The sequence below is a fragment of the Streptomyces sp. ITFR-6 genome, assembly GCF_031844725.1.
Taxonomy (GTDB): Bacteria; Actinomycetota; Actinomycetes; order Streptomycetales; family Streptomycetaceae; genus Streptomyces.
The window spans coordinates 4066489-4081541 of record NZ_CP134612.1; the positions used below are offsets into that span (position 1 = coordinate 4066489).

General features: G+C 67.6%; 16 protein-coding genes and 1 pseudogene. 6 read left to right on the forward strand and 11 right to left on the reverse strand.

The features are described from left to right. Positions 1-39: 39 nt before the first annotated feature. A complete protein-coding gene (locus RLT59_RS18390; protein ID WP_311304405.1) occupies positions 40-447 on the forward strand; it encodes a RidA family protein in 408 nt (135 codons plus the stop codon). A gap of 23 nt (positions 448-470) precedes the next feature. On the opposite strand, the gene RLT59_RS18395 is transcribed toward RLT59_RS18390, so the two are convergent. Beyond that, entirely contained in the window at positions 471-1172 is a 702-nt protein-coding gene (locus tag RLT59_RS18395) for an N-acyl homoserine lactonase family protein (RefSeq protein ID WP_311304406.1), read from the reverse strand. Positions 1173-1309: 137 nt separating this feature from the next. After that, a complete protein-coding gene (locus RLT59_RS18400; RefSeq protein ID WP_311304407.1) occupies positions 1310-1990 on the reverse strand; it encodes a TetR/AcrR family transcriptional regulator in 681 nt (226 codons plus the stop codon). 116 nt (positions 1991-2106) lie between these two features. Between RLT59_RS18400 and RLT59_RS18405 the strand changes: the two genes are divergently transcribed. The 3 genes from RLT59_RS18405 (at position 2107) to RLT59_RS18415 (ending at position 5073) form a co-directional block, all read left to right on the forward strand. Then, positions 2107-3216, forward strand: coding sequence for an FAD-dependent oxidoreductase (locus tag RLT59_RS18405; RefSeq protein WP_311304408.1), 1110 nt, complete (start codon positions 2107-2109; stop codon positions 3214-3216). A 130-nt stretch (positions 3217-3346) separates the two neighbouring features. Further along, entirely contained in the window at positions 3347-4213 is an 867-nt protein-coding gene (locus RLT59_RS18410; RefSeq protein WP_311304409.1) for an alpha/beta fold hydrolase, read from the forward strand. Further along, positions 4129-5073, forward strand: coding sequence for a helix-turn-helix domain-containing protein (locus RLT59_RS18415; RefSeq protein WP_311304410.1), 945 nt, complete (start codon positions 4129-4131; stop codon positions 5071-5073). The genes RLT59_RS18410 and RLT59_RS18415 overlap by 85 nt, the downstream gene beginning before the upstream one ends. Here the strand turns inward: RLT59_RS18415 and RLT59_RS18420 are convergent. The 6 genes and pseudogenes from RLT59_RS18420 to RLT59_RS18445 all read right to left on the reverse strand — a co-directional run. Then, positions 5034-5615: pseudogene (locus RLT59_RS18420) on the reverse strand (NADAR family protein); the annotation flags it as partial. The gene RLT59_RS18415 and the pseudogene RLT59_RS18420 overlap by 40 nt on opposite strands. Before the next feature lie 117 nt (positions 5616-5732). Then, on the reverse strand, positions 5733-6077 hold the full coding sequence (locus tag RLT59_RS18425) for a DUF7638 domain-containing protein (RefSeq protein ID WP_311304412.1): 345 nt from the start codon (positions 6075-6077) through the stop codon (positions 5733-5735). A gap of 30 nt (positions 6078-6107) precedes the next feature. Further along, the gene (locus RLT59_RS18430) at positions 6108-7208 is read right to left on the reverse strand and encodes a VC0807 family protein (protein ID WP_311304413.1); all 1101 of its coding nucleotides are present in this window, start codon (positions 7206-7208) and stop codon (positions 6108-6110) included. Then, positions 7205-7441: a hypothetical protein gene (locus tag RLT59_RS18435; RefSeq protein ID WP_311304414.1), complete on the reverse strand. Its 237-nt coding sequence runs from the start codon at positions 7439-7441 to the stop codon at positions 7205-7207. Before RLT59_RS18435 ends, RLT59_RS18430 begins: the two co-directional genes overlap by 4 nt. Continuing rightward, the gene (locus RLT59_RS18440; protein ID WP_311304415.1) at positions 7404-7718 is read right to left on the reverse strand and encodes a TetR/AcrR family transcriptional regulator; all 315 of its coding nucleotides are present in this window, start codon (positions 7716-7718) and stop codon (positions 7404-7406) included. The genes RLT59_RS18435 and RLT59_RS18440 overlap by 38 nt, the downstream gene beginning before the upstream one ends. A gap of 25 nt (positions 7719-7743) precedes the next feature. Beyond that, complete coding sequence (locus RLT59_RS18445) at positions 7744-8061, reverse strand: ArsR/SmtB family transcription factor (RefSeq protein WP_311304416.1); 318 nt, start codon at positions 8059-8061, stop codon at positions 7744-7746. A gap of 101 nt (positions 8062-8162) precedes the next feature. Here RLT59_RS18445 and RLT59_RS18450 point away from each other — a divergent pair, with 101 nt between their 5' ends. Further along, positions 8163-8504: a putative quinol monooxygenase gene (locus RLT59_RS18450; RefSeq protein WP_311304417.1), complete on the forward strand. Its 342-nt coding sequence runs from the start codon at positions 8163-8165 to the stop codon at positions 8502-8504. A 236-nt stretch (positions 8505-8740) separates the two neighbouring features. Continuing rightward, a complete protein-coding gene (locus tag RLT59_RS18455) occupies positions 8741-9829 on the forward strand; it encodes an IS630 family transposase (RefSeq protein ID WP_311304418.1) in 1089 nt (362 codons plus the stop codon). A gap of 334 nt (positions 9830-10163) precedes the next feature. Here RLT59_RS18455 and RLT59_RS18460 read toward each other — a convergent pair whose 3' ends face one another. From RLT59_RS18460 to RLT59_RS18470, 3 genes are read right to left on the reverse strand one after another with little or no spacing between them, the layout of a single operon-like run. Further along, positions 10164-12194, reverse strand: coding sequence for a hypothetical protein (locus RLT59_RS18460; protein ID WP_311304419.1), 2031 nt, complete (start codon positions 12192-12194; stop codon positions 10164-10166). 58 nt (positions 12195-12252) lie between these two features. Further along, positions 12253-14340 (reverse strand): hypothetical protein, encoded by a 2088-nt coding sequence (locus RLT59_RS18465; RefSeq protein ID WP_311304420.1) that lies wholly within the window; start codon positions 14338-14340, stop codon positions 12253-12255. Then, positions 14337-15017 (reverse strand): hypothetical protein, encoded by a 681-nt coding sequence (locus RLT59_RS18470; RefSeq protein WP_311304421.1) that lies wholly within the window; start codon positions 15015-15017, stop codon positions 14337-14339. The genes RLT59_RS18465 and RLT59_RS18470 overlap by 4 nt, the downstream gene beginning before the upstream one ends. Positions 15018-15053: the final 36 nt, after the last annotated feature.

A 15053-nucleotide genomic window follows, 5' to 3' on the forward strand; every position in this document is an offset into this window, starting at 1 on the left:
TCCGTCCCGCCGCACCGACCGGGAAAGGAACCCGCAACCATGGCTCGTGCCATCACCCTGATCCGCTCCGACTCCCTCTCCGACGTCGCCGAGTACGCCTACGCGGCCACGGCACCCGCCGAGGCCCGCCTGATCTTCCTCGCCGGTTCGTGTCCGCTGAACGATGACGGCTCCACGGCCGCGATCGGGGACTACGCGGGCCAGGCGGCGAAGGCGATCGAGAACATGCGGACCGCTCTCGCCGCCGCGGGCGCGTCGCTCCAGGACGTGATCAGCACCCGCGTGCTCGTCGCGTCATCCCGCCAGGAGGACCTGGTGACCGCCTGGCAGGTAGTCCGCGACTCGTTCGCCGACCATGACGTCCCCAGCACCTTGATGGGTGTCACCGTGCTCGGCTACCACGACCAGCTCGTCGAGATCGAAGCCGTCGCCGCCGTAATCGACTGAGCCCCGCCCGCACCTCCGAGTGCTCAGCGAGGCGGTTCCCAGACCGAGCAGTCATGTGCGAACAGCACACGCCGCGGGTCGAACTCCAGGAGCCGCCCCAGCCACGGCCTGTACGTGGGAAGCGGCTGCCTCAGATCCTGGAGTCCGGCGAGGTGAGCCAGCTGGTCGGCTGCGAAGTGGGACGCGAAATCGTGTGCCTGCCCGGCGAGGACGACGGTGCCGTCGTCCTGCCGGACCACCAGGGACTGATGGCCGTCGGTGTGGCCAGGGGTGGGGATGATCCACACTCCTGGCCAGATCTCCGCCTCTCCGGAGATCTCCTCGTAGCTCGCACCGGGGAAGTCGACGAGTTCGTCCACGGTGTGGTCGCCCCGCCGTGCGGCCGCCAGTTCCACGTCCTGCACCAGGATCGGTCTGCCGCCCACCAGTGGATCGCCCCCGCAGTGGTCGAAGTGAAGGTGACAGTTCACCACCAGGGACACATCCGAGAGGGAGACTCCGGAGGCTGCGAGCGCCCTCCGCAGTTCTCGGCGCTGTGGGCGGTAGTGGGCTTCGGTATCAGGACCGGCGTCCCCGATGCCCGTGTCGAAGAGGATCAGCCCCTCGTCACGTCGGACCAGGTAGGCGAGTACGGATTCGACGCGCGGCTGAGGGCCACCGGTCTCCGACGCGGGTCGGACGAAGTGCCCCAGGTCGAGGCGACGAACGGCCGTGTTGTTGCTCATCCGGTCACCCTGGCAGGGAACTGCCGCCGTCCCAGGGATGTTTGCCGACGGCGTACAGGGGGGCGGCCGAGGACAGGCCGGACAGCGGGGGCCACGGCGGAGTATGCGGCGAAGCCGTCGTGTCCTCCGGCCGCGCGTCACCGTGAGAGACGGGCCTCGATGCCGTCGAGCAGGAAGTCGAGGCCGAGCCGGAAGGTCTGGTCGGCGTCCAGGTGGGCGGCATCCCGCACCACCGTGGCCAGCGCGGGGAACCGTCCGGTGGCGAAGGTCCGCTCCAGATAGGGCCCGAGCGAAGCCTGCCAGCGCTTCTCGTCCATCCCGGTGGCCCGTTCGGCACGCCGCTCGGCGTTCTCCCGGCGCACCGCGCCGATCACGTACGCGTTGACGGCGGCGACCACCGGCATGGTGGCGTCCAGGCCGATATCGCCCAGGGCCGCCACCACCCTCTCGCCGCCGGCCAGCGCGTTCGGCCCCAGCTGGGGCCGGCCGCCCAGCAGATCCGCGAGCCATTCGTGCTCGTGAGCGGCGTGCCGAGTGGCTTCGGCAAGAGAGCGGAGCACCTCGCGCCAGCCGTCTCCGGCCGGCCGGATCTCGGCGTGGGCAGCATCGACCATCAGGTCGAGCAGCTCCTCCTTGCCCGCGATGTAGCTGTACAGCCGCATCGGACGGACATCCAGTGCGGTGGCGACCTTGCGCAGCGACACCCCGTCCAGGCCGTCCGCGTCGGCCAGCCGGATCGCCGCTCGCACGATGTCCTCCCGGCACAGCGGCACCGGTACCGGACGATTCGGGGGCTCCGGCCTCTCCCACACCAACATGCGCTCACAATACATCGCATCGAGCGATACAGTGTATCGGCCAGTACGGTGTATCAGCGTGTTCGTGTATCAGCAGGTTCATGTATCAGCAGGTTCGTGTATCGAAGGGGAAGAGCATGACCATCGCCATCGTCGGAGCCGGCCCAGGCGGCCTGGCCCTTGCCCGGGTGCTGCACGTGAACGGGATCGACGCCACCGTGTACGAGCGGGAATCTTCACGGGAGGCGCGCGGTCAGGGCGGCATGCTCGACATCCACTCCGGGCAGTGGGCGCTCCGGGAGGCCGGTCTGATCGACCGGTTCCACGCTCTCGCCCGGGGCGAAGGGCAGGACATGCGTCTCCTGGAGCCGGACGGCACCCTGCTCCTCCAGGAGGACACGCCCGACGACGCCCCGTCCGAGCGCCCCGAGATCGACCGCGCCGATCTGCGCGACCTGCTGCTGGACTCCCTCCCCGAGGGCACGGTGCGCTGGGGACACGCCTACGAGTCCGCCGACAACGGCCTGCTGCGCTTCGCCGGCGGCGGCAGCGCCCCGTACGACCTGCTGGTGGGCGCGGACGGCGCGCGGTCCCGGGTCCGCGCCCTGCTCACCGACGCCCGCCCGGCGCACATAGGCCAGAACGTCGTCGAGATCGGCATTCCCGACATCGACCGCACCCACCCCGACCTCGCGGCGATGGTCGGGCGCGGCAACTACTGGGTGCTCGGCAACGGAATCTCCCTGGCGGCGCAGCGCAACGGCGACGGCCGTGTTCGCATCGGCATCAGTTTCTACAACACCGCCGAGGACTGGTTCGCCACCAGCGGTATCCCGTTCGACGACCCGGCCGCCGCCCGTGCACGGCTGATCGACCTGCTCCCCGGCTGGGACGCACGGTTCACCGCGCTGATCGCGGCCTGCGACGACACGGTCGTACCGCGCTCGATCACCACGCTCCCGCCCGGCCTGACCTGGCCGTCGGCGCCGGACGTCACCCTGCTCGGTGATGCCGCGCATCTGATGCCGCCGGTCGGTGAGGGCGCCAACATGGCGCTGATCGACGGCGCACTGCTCGGCCTCGCGCTGGCCGCGCACCCGGACGACGTACCCGCCGCCGTCAAGGAGTACGAACGCGAAATGTTCGAACGCACCGGCGCCGCCGCCCGGATGTCCGCGAAGATGCAGGACCTGCTGATGTCGCCGGACGCCGCCCGGCGGATGCTTGAGTTCTTCCAGCCCGGCTGAGGGCGGTACCGCCCATGCCGCCCTCGGCCACTCGGTGACGAGGCGGCGTGGGCGGTATCGCCCCTGGGGCCTGTCCGGCGGCGACATTTGTACAAGACCGATCGCCGTACGCGCAGGCATCGTCCCGTACATGGAACATGAAGACGTCACGCACTCGCACGGGATGCACGTGGACCGCCACGGCCCGCGGCAGGCCCCGCCGCTGCTGCTCATCCACGGATCGGGATTCTCCGGCGGCTCCTGGAGACCGATCGTGCCGGCCCTCTCCGCGCGGCATCACGTCATCCGGGTCGATCTCCCGGGGCACGGCCAGTCCCCGCCCGCGCCGTCGTACGACGTGCCTGGGCAGGCGGGCCGCCTGGCCGCCGCGCTGGACGAGCTCGCCGTCGGTCCGGTCACCGCGGTCGGGCACTCCAGCGGCGGCTACATCGCCACCGCGCTCGCCGAACAGCGCCCGGACCTGGTCCGTGCGCTCGCGCTGATCAGCAGCGGCCCGAGCCCGGACGCGCTCCTTCCGCAGTCCACCGTCCTCCGGGCCCTGACCGCCCCACCGCTGGGCCCGCTCCTCTGGTCGGTCCGCTCGGACTCGATGCTCCGCAGGGGGATGACCTCGCTGTGCGACCGTCCGGTGGACATCCCGGACGACCTGATCACCGAGGCCCGGGGCATCGGCTACCGCACGTTCAGGACCGTGCTGCGCCGGAACACCGCGTACATCGCCGAGCGGAGCGTCCCAGAGCGACTCGTCGCCCTCGGCGTCCCGGTCCTGGTGATCTTCGGCGCGGCCGACCGCCGCTGCCCGCCGCTGACGCCGCTCGCTGCCCTGGTGCCGTGTGGACCACCGGGTCACCCGACTGGACATCCGTGGAAGTCGCCGTCCCGCGGAAGCCCGAGCGGCTTCCCGGTGTCACCATGGCCGGATTCGCCCAACGCGCCCCGGCGCTCGTCGACATCACCATGGTCGCCCACCCCTCGGTCACCCTGTTCGTGGCCCTGAGCGAGGGAGAAGGCCCCGCTTACGACGCCCACGGCCGGCGCGAACGCGGCAGCGTCGTCGTCGGACTTACCCCGGGCGTCCTCCGGCTCAGCGGCCCGGAGACGGAACGGTGCCGGTGCCTCCAGATCCGGCTGTCGCCGGTCGTGGCGGCCGCCGTGCTCGGCGCATCGACCGAACTCGTCGGCTCGGTGGTCCCGCTGGCAGACGTCTGGGGTCGCGACGCCGGACGGACCGAGGACAGACTGCGCGCCGCCACGTCGTGGGACGAGCGGTTCACGATCGCCGGGGACGTCCTCGGCCGGCGGCTGGACGCCCGCCCTCCCCGCGACCCGGAGGTCGCTGCCGCCTGGTCGCGGATACTCACCGGCCGGGGGCCGGTGCGGGTCGGCGACCTGGCGAGCGAGGTGGGGTGGAGCGGTAAACGCCTCTGGTCCCGCTTCCGATCCCAGGCCGGCCTCACCCCCAAGCTCGCCGCCCGGCTGGTGCGCTTCGACCACGCCGCTCAGCTGCTCGCGGCCGGGGACGCCGCCGCTACGGTGGCGGCCGCGACCGGCTACGTCGACCAGTCCCACCTCCACCGCGAGGTCAGGGCGTTCACCGGCGTGACCCCCACCGCCGTCGCCGCCGCGCCGTGGCTCGGGTTCGACGACGTGGCGTGGCCGGCTCCGTCCGCCGCCCTGCCGTCGTCGAAGGGGCGCCGTAGCGGACGGACGCGGTCCGCTACGGCGGTCCCTCAGGGCCGGAGAGCCTGCTGGGCAACGAGTTCGGAGCGGGTCAGCTCAAGCAGCCGCCCCATCCAGTTCCGTCCCCGGCCGTCGGGAACATCTCGCCAGAAGGGCGAGTCCGAGAGACCGGTGTAGCTGATCCTGGCGTCCCCCGTGGAGAGGAGGACCCGGGCGGGTCCGGGGTGCTGGGTGAACTTCGCGTGCAGCAGCCCCGCCATGACCGCGTGCCGTACGTCCGGCCAGTCGTTCCGGTGCGCCGCGCGGCCGCCCAGCTCATGCGCCTCCCGGCCGGACGCCGCGTCCCGGATCGCGGCGCTGTCGGAGGCGTCAGCCGCGGACAGCGCCCAGTATCCGTGGAGCACGGACGCGTAGGACTCGCCGCCGAACATGATCTGCGCCGGGAATTCGTTGCGGAGCATGAACAGCCCCGGCTGCTCGGGCCAGCCCCGCGGGTAGACGGTCTCGTACGAGGTGAGCACCGCTCGGCCGGGGTCTGAAGGGTCGTCGGCATACCGGACGGCCTGCCGTTCCTGTTCGCTCCGTACGCCCTGGTCGCCGCGGTTGAAGTAGTCCAGGACGTCCCGGTGCATCTCCGCCGTCACGACGGGCCCATCGCCGTCGACGGCCTCACCGATGTCCGTGAGCAGGATCCGCAGAGGGCGGTCCTGACGGTCCATGTCCCCGAGCACATAGATCCGCAGATGCGGCGGAACCGCCAGGTACGCCGCCCGGAGCAGCGCCCGACCGGACTCGGTCGGCTCCCGCTGAAAGCTGCGGATCGCATCCCGGCTACGTTATCCGGCAGTCGGCCGCTGGTTGAGTGCTTCGATGCGGTCCGCGACCTCCAGAAGAAATCCCTCCGGAGTCAGCGGCTCGCCATGACGAGAGGCCCACTTCGACGGTTCTTCGGGAAGCGCCGGAGTCGTGGGGTTGCTCACCGCCAGCCGGCCCGTCGCGAGCGACTTCTCCAGGCCGGCCAGGTCCGTACGTTCTCCGCAGGTGATCGTTCCGTCCGCGAATACGATCAGGTCGTCGAGGTAGTACTCACTGTCCGGTGGATACCTCCGCCAGATGTGAGTCCAGGCACCGTCGATCCTCTCACCGTCCACCATCCTGTACGTCGGTCCACGCCAAGTCATGCGCGCACGCTACCGCCTGACCGTCAACCGTCATGGTCGGCCGTTCTCCAGGACGACGGAGCCGCCACCCGCCCGGCGCGGCCGCCCGAGCAGCAGGACCACCATGAACCAGCGGAAGCGGAATCCGTACTTGGCCGTCAGGGCGCGTCGTGCGTGACGCAGTTCGGGCGACGGCAGTATCCGGGCACGTGCGGGGACGGCGGGGCCGTGCGGGGTGCCGTCGAACGAGCAGGCCGCGAGCGCCACATCCGGATCGGCCCGGATCCGGAGGACCTTGCCGGAGCGGGAGGGGGTGTACACGTAGAGGCGACCGCCGTCGGGCGCGGCCCACACCGGGGTCGTGACCGGCGTGGCGTCCCGACGGTAGGTCGTCAGGGCGACGTACTCCTCGGCCGCGAGACCATCCGGCGAGCCGCCCGCGTCCCAAGTGTCCGGACGGCCCCGTACCGGTTCCGCTTCTCCGGCCGGGGCAGCGGCGAGCGGGGCGTAGAGCGCGGACGAACCGTTGTACAGGCCCGCGGCGAAGTAGTAGCCGTTGGTCACCGCGATCAGCACGGCCGACGTCACGCAGTACAGCACCGTGCCGAGACCCGGCACCTGGTCAACCGGCAGCGCGTACGCCATCCACACCCGCACCGCGGAATCGACCAGCAGGGCGAGGCCCCACAGCACTGTCGAGACCCGCCAGATACGGCGGAACGCCGGTAGCCGGTCCCAGAGTTCGTCCCAGTCGGCCGACACCCCGAGCCTGCGGGTTCGGCGTTCCAGGAGCGGCCGGCTGTAGAGGAACGCGAGCGGGCGCCCGGCGAGGGTGGACGCCAGGAACCACAGCCCCGCCACCCCGGTGAGGTAGCCCTCCCGGGCCAGCAGGGCGCGCGGGCTGCCGGACAGCACCGAGACCAGTGCGCCGAGCGCCATCGTGGAGAGCATGAAGAGGCCGAGGCCGTCGACCCGGCGGTACCGGACCAGCCGGACGGCCACCACGGCAGCCGGGACGGCCGCGGCCACCACCAGCGTCGGGTACACGCCGAGGCCCGCGGCGCGCAAGCCGTAGAACAGGCCGAGCGGAACGACGATGTCCACCAGCAGGTCGCGCCCCGGGCGCCGACGGGCAGGCGCACGGGCCGTCATCGGCCGGCCCCGGCTTCGGGCCCCGCGTCGGCGCGGTTCACTCGGGTCGCTCGGGTCGCTCGGTCGAACAGCTCGACCAACTCCTCCGCGTACGCGGCCAGATCGAGATCGGGTTCGGAACGCAGCAGGAACGGCAGCCCGTCGATGGAGCGCTGGATCGTCGTCGCCATCACGAAGGTGTCGAACTCACGGAACTCACCCGCCCGCTGCCCCTCCGCCAGGACTTGCCGCACCGGGTCGACCGCATCGCGCTCGTCGCCCCCCGTCGTAACTGCGCCCGCCGTCCTCGGCCCGGTGGTCCAGGAACACCGACATGAGCGTGCGCATCCGCTTCGGATGCTCGGCGATGTAGCCGACCAGCGCGCGGATGTACGCGTGCAGCGCCTCGCGGGGGCCGGTCGCCGCACGGGTGTGCTCGGTCATGTGGCGGGTGATGTCCGCGTACGCCTCCTGGACGAGAGCGGCGATCAGCTCACTCTTCCCGTGAGTAAAACCGACAAGAGACGGCACCGCCGACCATGGGAACCGAGCTGAACTACTCCTTCGGCTCTGCTGCCACGATGCCCAGCAGCCCAGGAAACCTCTGCTCGATGTCGGCCCGGCGCAGGCTGGCCATCCGGCTGTTGCCCCGGTCGACCTGCCGGATCAGGCCGGCCTCGCGCAGTGCGCGGAAGTGGTGCGTGACAGTCGCCTTGGAGACCGGCAGCCCGAAGGAACTGCACGTCCGCGCCGCGCCGTCGGGTTCCGCCGCCAGCTCACGCACCACTCGGCGGCGCAGCGGATCCGCCAGCGCGGAGAGTACGGGGCCGAGCTCGATCTCCTCGACGCTCGGGTGGCCTTCGTCGTCGGGCATGTGCGACAACCCCTTTCAGGTATGGATTGCATCATACCTACGAGTTCGATAGCGTCCCGCAGGTACGAAATTGGTTGTACCTATCGGAGAAGGACCCCCGCGTGACTCAGCTACTCGCCCTCGTCGGCACCGCTCACCCGAAACCCGAACGCGCGGAGGAGTTGAAGAAGCTTCTGCTCTCGTTCGTCGAGCCGACCCGCCAGGAGTCCGGCTGCCTCGAATACCACTTCCACGAAGATCGCAACGAACCCGGCGTCTTCGTCTTCTACGAGGCCTGGCGCTCCCAGGCCGATCTCGACGCCCACCTCGCCCTCCCCCACATGCAAGCCTTCTGGGAACGGCGCATGGACTACCTGGAGAGCGACCTCGACATCCGCTTTCTCACCATGCACAGCCCCTACCAGTCGGCGGTGCGGCGCCGGCCCCTGAGCACGATGACGTGAGAATCACGTACAACATCTGCGGGTTCTCCGCTTCCCCCGTCAGATGGCAGCGCCGTGACCCGCGGCTCTTCTGAGCGTCTCAGGTCGTGTCGCTGACGTGCCGCTCAGCAGTCGCCGGCTCCGGCGTCCTGGCCATCTCCGGCCTTGCCGTCGGAGCCGCCCAGGCCGCGCTCCCCGCGTGGAGAGGTCGCTAGTGTCCTGAGTCGTTAGTTCGCGTGCGGTTGTAGAGTGTGGCGATGCCTGGTCCGAAGCCGTTGTCGCTGGAGCTATCCGATCACGAACGCAGCGTGCTGCGGGGCTGGTTACGCAAGCAGACGGCGTCGCAGGCACTGGTGCTGCGGTCGAGGATTGTGCTGGCGTGTGCAGAGGGCCGGTCGAACGCGCGGGTCGCGGACGACCTGGGTGTCTCGCGGGAGACGGTGCGCAAGTGGCGGTCCCGGTTCGCCGCGGACCGGCTGGAGGGTCTGGTGGACCGGCCGCGTTCGGGTGCACCGCGGAAGATCACGGATGAGCAGGTCGAAGCCTTGGTCGCCAGGACGCTGGGCCAGAGCCCACCAACAGGCGATTCGCACTGGTCGACACGTTCGATGGCCCAGGCCCAGGGCATGTCGCAGTCGGCCGTCTCGCGGATCTGGCGGGCGTTCGGCCTCAAGCCCCACATCGTGGAGACGTGGAAGCTGTCGACCGATCCGCAGTTCGTGACCAAGGTCCGTGACGTGGTGGGCATTTACCTGTCGCCGCCGGAGAACGCGCTGGTCCTGGCAGTGGACGAGAAGTCGCAGATCCAGGCCCTGGACCGAACCCAGCCCGTCCTGCCGATGGCACCGACTACGCCGGCGAAGATGACGCACGACTACGTCCGGCACGGCACGACCAGCCTGTTCGCCGCCCTCGACATCGCCTCCGGATCAGTCATAGCCCAGCACTACCGCCGCCACCGCCACCAGGAGTTCCTCCGCTTCCTGAAGGTCATCGACGCCGCCGTCCCCAAGGACCTCGAACTTCACCTGGTCCTGGACAACTACGCCACCCACAAGACCGAACCGGTCAAGAAGTGGCTGCTGCGGCACCCCCGCTTCCACCTGCACTTCACCCCCACCTCGGCGTCCTGGCTCAACCTCGTCGAGCGCTGGTTCGCCGAGCTGACCTCCCGCAAACTCCGCCGCTCGGCCCACCGCAGCGTCATCGAACTCGAACGCGACATCCGCCGCTGGATCAACGAGTGGAACAAGAACCCCAAGCCGTTCGTCTGGACGAAGACCGCCGACGACATCCTCGACACACTCGCCGCATACTGCACACGAATTAACGACTCAGGACACTAGGTCGCTCCTTACGCCAACCGGGAGAGTGAACGTCGCGAGCTGTGAGTCGCACGATGGCCGCACACATGCCAACGACATGCAGCCGGCGCCGAGATGATGAAGCTGGGTTCGGGACCCTGCGAATCTGTAGGTTCGCATTTCTGATGTCCCCAGGCACAGCGTTAACCAGGCTCAACGCTTGACGTCTCACGCAGTGTCCTCGTGAGTTCGTCTCACCTCCGTGTCCTTTTCCCTGCCGCACGGGGCAGTTGAGACGAACACGGGCTGCCGGAACACGAGACCAGTTGCCTGCCTGCGGAAACCCGCCGAGGGTTCGCTAGCCCGGACCTCGACCCTACTGCGAGGCAGGTCTCAGATTGTTCGGGCTCTCGCGTCCGCCGGGAACGCGCACAACGACCACGAGGCACGGCTCCAGCTCGCCGGGGCGTTGCACCTCCTCGATCCAGATGCTGTCGAATAGATTGACTGCGCCCTCTTTGCCAACAGTCTTGTCCAGGACCAAGAGGATCGCGAAGGAAGGGCCAGCGTTCTGGTATTCGGCTGCCTGAGCGACATAGGTGCGCAGGGACCCCTTGCTCCCGTCTTTCTCTTCAATCTTGCATTCGACGTTGAAGTAGGCCGAGGGGAAGGTGGCCAATACGTCAACGCGACCTCCAGCCTTGTCGATCACCTCAAAATGTGCTACCCGGAACAGGGCAGTGACAGCGAGGAATTCCCGGTAGTGCTGATGAAATAGAGCCTCATCGACCTTCTGTTTCTTACCGCCCTTGTCGCGACCGCGCAGATACTCTGTGTAGCCGCCGCCCATCGTGCGGCCCACGTCATAGCAGAGGAAAGCGAATCGGACGGTTGCTTCCAGGAGAACCTGAAAAGGCTCCGCGACTGTGGGGATCCAGTCGCGAGACTGCTCCAGTCTCACAATCAGCGCGTCCATCAGACGGCTGTATTTGGCATCAGTCACGGAGAAGAGAAACTCCTCGCTGTCACGCAATGCCAGCTCCAGCCTGTCCAGCACGTACTCGCTGTTCTGATCAGCGAAGACGGTGAAATCCCCGGGCAGCTGGCGCGCCAGCTGCGGCCAGCGACGCGCTTTTCCCGGGTCACCCACCGTCCCGGGCTCATGTGGAGCGGGACTGCGCAGGCGCGCGCCGAGCGACGCGTAGAGGCGCTGCGCATCCTGATCGTCGCGCAATTCCTCATCGTGGGCCAGAGCGTGCTGAAGGATATGGAACCGGTTCTCGCGCCTGAGAAAAGCGTCCTCGATCACTGGGGCCACGAGAGTCTCGACAACCTGCTCGGCCGGAGTGTCGGTCAGTACCTTCACGGTGTGGTGCGCTGTGTAGGCACGCAGGAGGGCAGTCAAGATGCCGTGGCCGTGGGTGTACCACGGGTCGTCGTCGCCCATGTGCTGAGCGGCATGGTCCAGGAGGACTGTCAGCTCGTACCAGGCGGTGATGTCGTCCTGTCTTCCCTTTGCCCAGGCGGGAGTGTTGGTGCGTATGCGCCAGGCCCGATAGTGATGTAGCCGGTCGTACAACGCCTTAGCTGCCGCAGCCACGCGCACGGGGGCGTCCGGGGCAGACAGGCCAAGCAAGCCATCGATACCGACCAGGTAGATCTGGGCATCCAGGCGGTCAGGGTCGATTGCCGTTAACTCGGCGAGACGCTGCCTGCAGACTGAGAGCTGCTCAACCATCGCTTGATAACCGTCCTGCTCCAAGGCGGTGCGCACGTCGCCCAGGGCAAGTTCGAAGGCCGCGTCCCGGAAGGTGTGCTCCGGGGTAAGACAGCGTTTCAGGGCTTCCCGCAGCCCAGCTCCGGGATGGTGCGCGTCCAAGACGCCCAACAGGCGGGGAAGCCTTACCGCGAACTCAGTCGGCAGAGCAGTTGTGTCCTCCGTGACCATGTCCATCGCTCCCAGCAGCTGAGCTGGGGTGGTAACACCGGCCAGGGTGAGTTGAACAAGGCACTCAGCGGCTTCGGCGCCAATGAGCGCAGTTGCTGGGTCGTCCCCAGCGTCCGGGGCATCTGTGAGCCGGCGTAGCAGAGTCCTAGTCGCCTTGCTTCCCAGGTCGCCGACCAGCCGTGGATGGGTGGCCAGCTTGTCGACGGCCTCCGCGAAAGCTAGATGCCGGGTGGAGGACGCCAGCCCAGTGATGATCGCGTCGCTCAGGGCCGACGGGAGGGAGGATCCTTCCACCTCGTTTGCAGCAGCACTGACGAGGAAGCCCAGGAGCGGGCCGCCCGTGAGGTAGCTCGTATGTGTGACGACTTCGTCCAACCCGCCCAGATCATTGAGAGTCGGTCCGGCGCGGCGCTGGTCGGGAGTGGCAGTGCGCGCCCACGCGGAGATTCGCTCATCCATGACGTGCACGGCTGCCCCCCAGCGTAGGTTGAATTCCCGCCTTGCCCCTTTTTGCCTGTCAGAACAGTTCTCGGCCGTCGGTTCCCGTCACGATACGGTCCTTCGGGTAGATGTCCCAGACGGCTTCCTCGATCGAAGTAATGATCATCTGCAAGCCAGGCACCTTGTTGCCAGTGCGGTACAGGGTATCCAGCACTTGGTAGGTTGCCTGCGGAGTTAGCTCCTCGGCTGTGGGCGCGTCAATCAGCAGCAGCCCCGGGTGGGACATGATGCCCCGCCTACGACTCACCTTGATCATGCCGACGACGACCGCGATTCTCATTCGTAGCCGGTCGACCGGGCTGAAAGCGGAAAATCGGTGCTTTGAGCCGGATTTGACGGCGTTGAGCTGACCCCCCAGTGAGAGATTTACACTCGTGAGGTTCGTGACCCCCAAGTCGTGGGCAATCTGAACGATCTCGTCGTTGAGTTCGGAGAACAGCGCACGACTGTGCTGGTCCACCACATCCTTGATGACTTCAGCTGCTGCGGTCAGCAAGGTCTCGTCGTCCGGGCCTTGCTCGACAGAGGTCTTCTGAGCTGGCTTCGCCGCGGCCAGCGCCGCCACTAGCGCCGGCGGAGTGTCTCCGCTCCTACCGCCAGTGGACAGGGTCACCGCTCCTTGCAGCTGGTCAACTTCACGTTGAGCCTTGTCGAAGAGGGCGAACCAGTCGCTCGAGCGGGTCCTTTCCAGCTGAGCTACGGACTGATCGTAGGTTGCCCGCGCGGCCGTAAGTCGCTCTGTGGCGGTAGCGAGCGTAGCTGCGCAACTGTCCTCGGCTGTCTTCGAGGCAGCCAGACGGGCTTCGATGCGCGCGAGTGCGTCAGCCTGAGCCTGCGGGTCTTGCGGCAGGCTGGGTAGTGGACGGGCGCATACGGAGCACTGGTGCTCGTTGTCTTCGGCGGCTCGGCGCTCGTCGTCGATGTCGTGATCGCATCGTGGACATACCTCCGGGTCCAGCGCGCCCAGCAGGAGCCGTGCAGCGCCGCTTTGCTTGGCACGGCGCTCAGCTCGCTGATCCGATTGGCGGCTCTTCTTCGCGGCCTGGTGCTGCTCAGCCGCCTCCTGATACGCCGCCTGGCATGGGGCAAGTTCGGCGGCCGCATGATCCACCGCCGCAACAAGATTCCCAACGTCCGGCCGGCCAGCCTCCAGTCCCCTGAGGCGCTGTTGAGCTACCTCGAGGGCCTTTCGAAGCGGGGCGGCCTGCTCGTCGCGGGCGCGGGCGTCCTCTTTGGCGCGACGCGCTACCCGGCTGACCTCTTGTGTCTCCGCTTTGCGCAGTGTGGTCAAGCGGGACAGCTCCGGCGCGTACGGGACATCCAAGAACAACTGCATCAGCTTGACCGGAAGCTGTCCGACGAGCGTCGGTCCGAGGAGGAGACTGTCGCTGGCCGAGTTCAACGCGATGGCGTAGAAGAAACTTGCCCAGCCATGAACCTGCTCGGTGCTATCCCGGTTACCGTCCTCGTCCTTCGGCGCGTTTGACTCAGCCACCCATACCGATACCGACTGCAGACCAAGGCGCTCCATCATGAACCGGCCGATCAAACCCTTCACGCCGCTAGGTTCGGCCGTGGCTGCGAGGCGCACACCTATCCGCCCCTCGGCCCGGCCTTCAAGCACGAGTAGATCGCTGATCGAGTCGGCAGTTAGGAGCCGGACGCTGGGGCGCCCAGGTTTGTCGAAGTACAGACGGATCGACGCTGCGGCTCCACCAACCTCGATGTCGACACGAACGAAGCGGAACCAGCTGACGGTCTCGGGGCGGCAGAACGCATCGAATCCCTCGCCTCTTAGCGCGAAACTCAGTGCCCAGAGCAGGCTCGACTTACCGGCCGAGTTGATACTGCTGGAGATTACCCAGGGGCCGCGCCCCAGGCCCATGTCTACGGTGAAGGGACCGTCATTGCCAGTGGTGCCGGTCTTACGGCCTTCGCAGATCAAGCGATGTACAACCAACTCACGCTTCGCTGGCAGTGACCCCGTCAGCTCCAGCCCGTGAGACGTTAACACCTCGGCTATTCGATCTGAATCGACACCGACCCGGTCAGCAATGCGCTTGTAGAGCTCGCCCTCCGATGGAACCGGCAGGTCTGCGTTCATGCGGCGTTCCCCCCCAATGCGGCGGCGCGAAGATACGCCAGCCTGCTCCGCGTCCTGTCTGCGATCGACGGAATGATGGCACCCAGCGGCGTCTGCGCGTAGTCCCGCTGCAGATACTGGCGCTTGCGCAGAGCCAATGCGGTATGCCCCGTAGCCTCCGCTAATGCCCGGACCAGCAAAGCCCGTTCGGTGTACCAAGCCAGTTCGGAGAATTGCGCCGTGGCCTGCTCGGCGACGTCTCGACCCTTCTGCGTCAGGTAGTAGCTGTCCTTGATCACTTGTCCGCTCGCTCCACGCTGGCTGGACACCACGAGCAGCCGAGGAGCCACCAAGACACTCAACGCACGATCCAGGTGCTCAAACGCTCCGAAGAGGTAGCGGACCATCGGGATCGCGTAGATCTCTGGCTCCTCCGAGTCCAGGATCCGACCAGCCAAGTCCAGCAACAGTGGTTCCGGCTGGCGTTCGTAGTCGTTGAGCAGTTCGTCCGCAAGATAGTCTGGATTGCGTAGCCAAAAATCCAGCTTCTGCAATCGACTCTCCGCGTGTAGGACCGCAACTGCGTTGGCTGGCGCCGCACGCATAGCGACCTCGTCGAGGGGATCAGCGGTCGCTGCTATGAGGAGCAGAAGCCGGACCGCATCGGAGAACCGGTCACCCTCATCTTCCACAGGCATTGACTCAACGTACCGATACGTAAGGTATTCGATCAA

Excerpts from the sequence above, each read along its gene's own strand:
- RLT59_RS18390 (WP_311304405.1), top strand. The coding sequence starts at position 40 with ATGGCTCGTGCCATCACCCTGATCCGCTCCGACTCCCTCTCCGACGTC.
- RLT59_RS18395 (WP_311304406.1), bottom strand. The coding sequence starts at position 1,172 with ATGAGCAACAACACGGCCGTTCGTCGCCTCGACCTGGGGCACTTCGTC.
- RLT59_RS18400 (WP_311304407.1), bottom strand. The coding sequence starts at position 1,990 with ATGTTGGTGTGGGAGAGGCCGGAGCCCCCGAATCGTCCGGTACCGGTG.
- RLT59_RS18405 (WP_311304408.1), top strand. The coding sequence starts at position 2,107 with ATGACCATCGCCATCGTCGGAGCCGGCCCAGGCGGCCTGGCCCTTGCC.
- RLT59_RS18410 (WP_311304409.1), top strand. The coding sequence starts at position 3,347 with ATGGAACATGAAGACGTCACGCACTCGCACGGGATGCACGTGGACCGC.
- RLT59_RS18415 (WP_311304410.1), top strand. The coding sequence starts at position 4,129 with ATGGCCGGATTCGCCCAACGCGCCCCGGCGCTCGTCGACATCACCATG.
- RLT59_RS18425 (WP_311304412.1), bottom strand. The coding sequence starts at position 6,077 with ATGACTTGGCGTGGACCGACGTACAGGATGGTGGACGGTGAGAGGATC.
- RLT59_RS18430 (WP_311304413.1), bottom strand. The coding sequence starts at position 7,208 with ATGACGGCCCGTGCGCCTGCCCGTCGGCGCCCGGGGCGCGACCTGCTG.
- RLT59_RS18445 (WP_311304416.1), bottom strand. The coding sequence starts at position 8,061 with ATGCCCGACGACGAAGGCCACCCGAGCGTCGAGGAGATCGAGCTCGGC.
- RLT59_RS18455 (WP_311304418.1), top strand. The coding sequence starts at position 8,741 with ATGCCTGGTCCGAAGCCGTTGTCGCTGGAGCTATCCGATCACGAACGC.
- RLT59_RS18460 (WP_311304419.1), bottom strand. The coding sequence starts at position 12,194 with ATGGATGAGCGAATCTCCGCGTGGGCGCGCACTGCCACTCCCGACCAG.
- RLT59_RS18465 (WP_311304420.1), bottom strand. The coding sequence starts at position 14,340 with ATGAACGCAGACCTGCCGGTTCCATCGGAGGGCGAGCTCTACAAGCGC.
- RLT59_RS18470 (WP_311304421.1), bottom strand. The coding sequence starts at position 15,017 with ATGCCTGTGGAAGATGAGGGTGACCGGTTCTCCGATGCGGTCCGGCTT.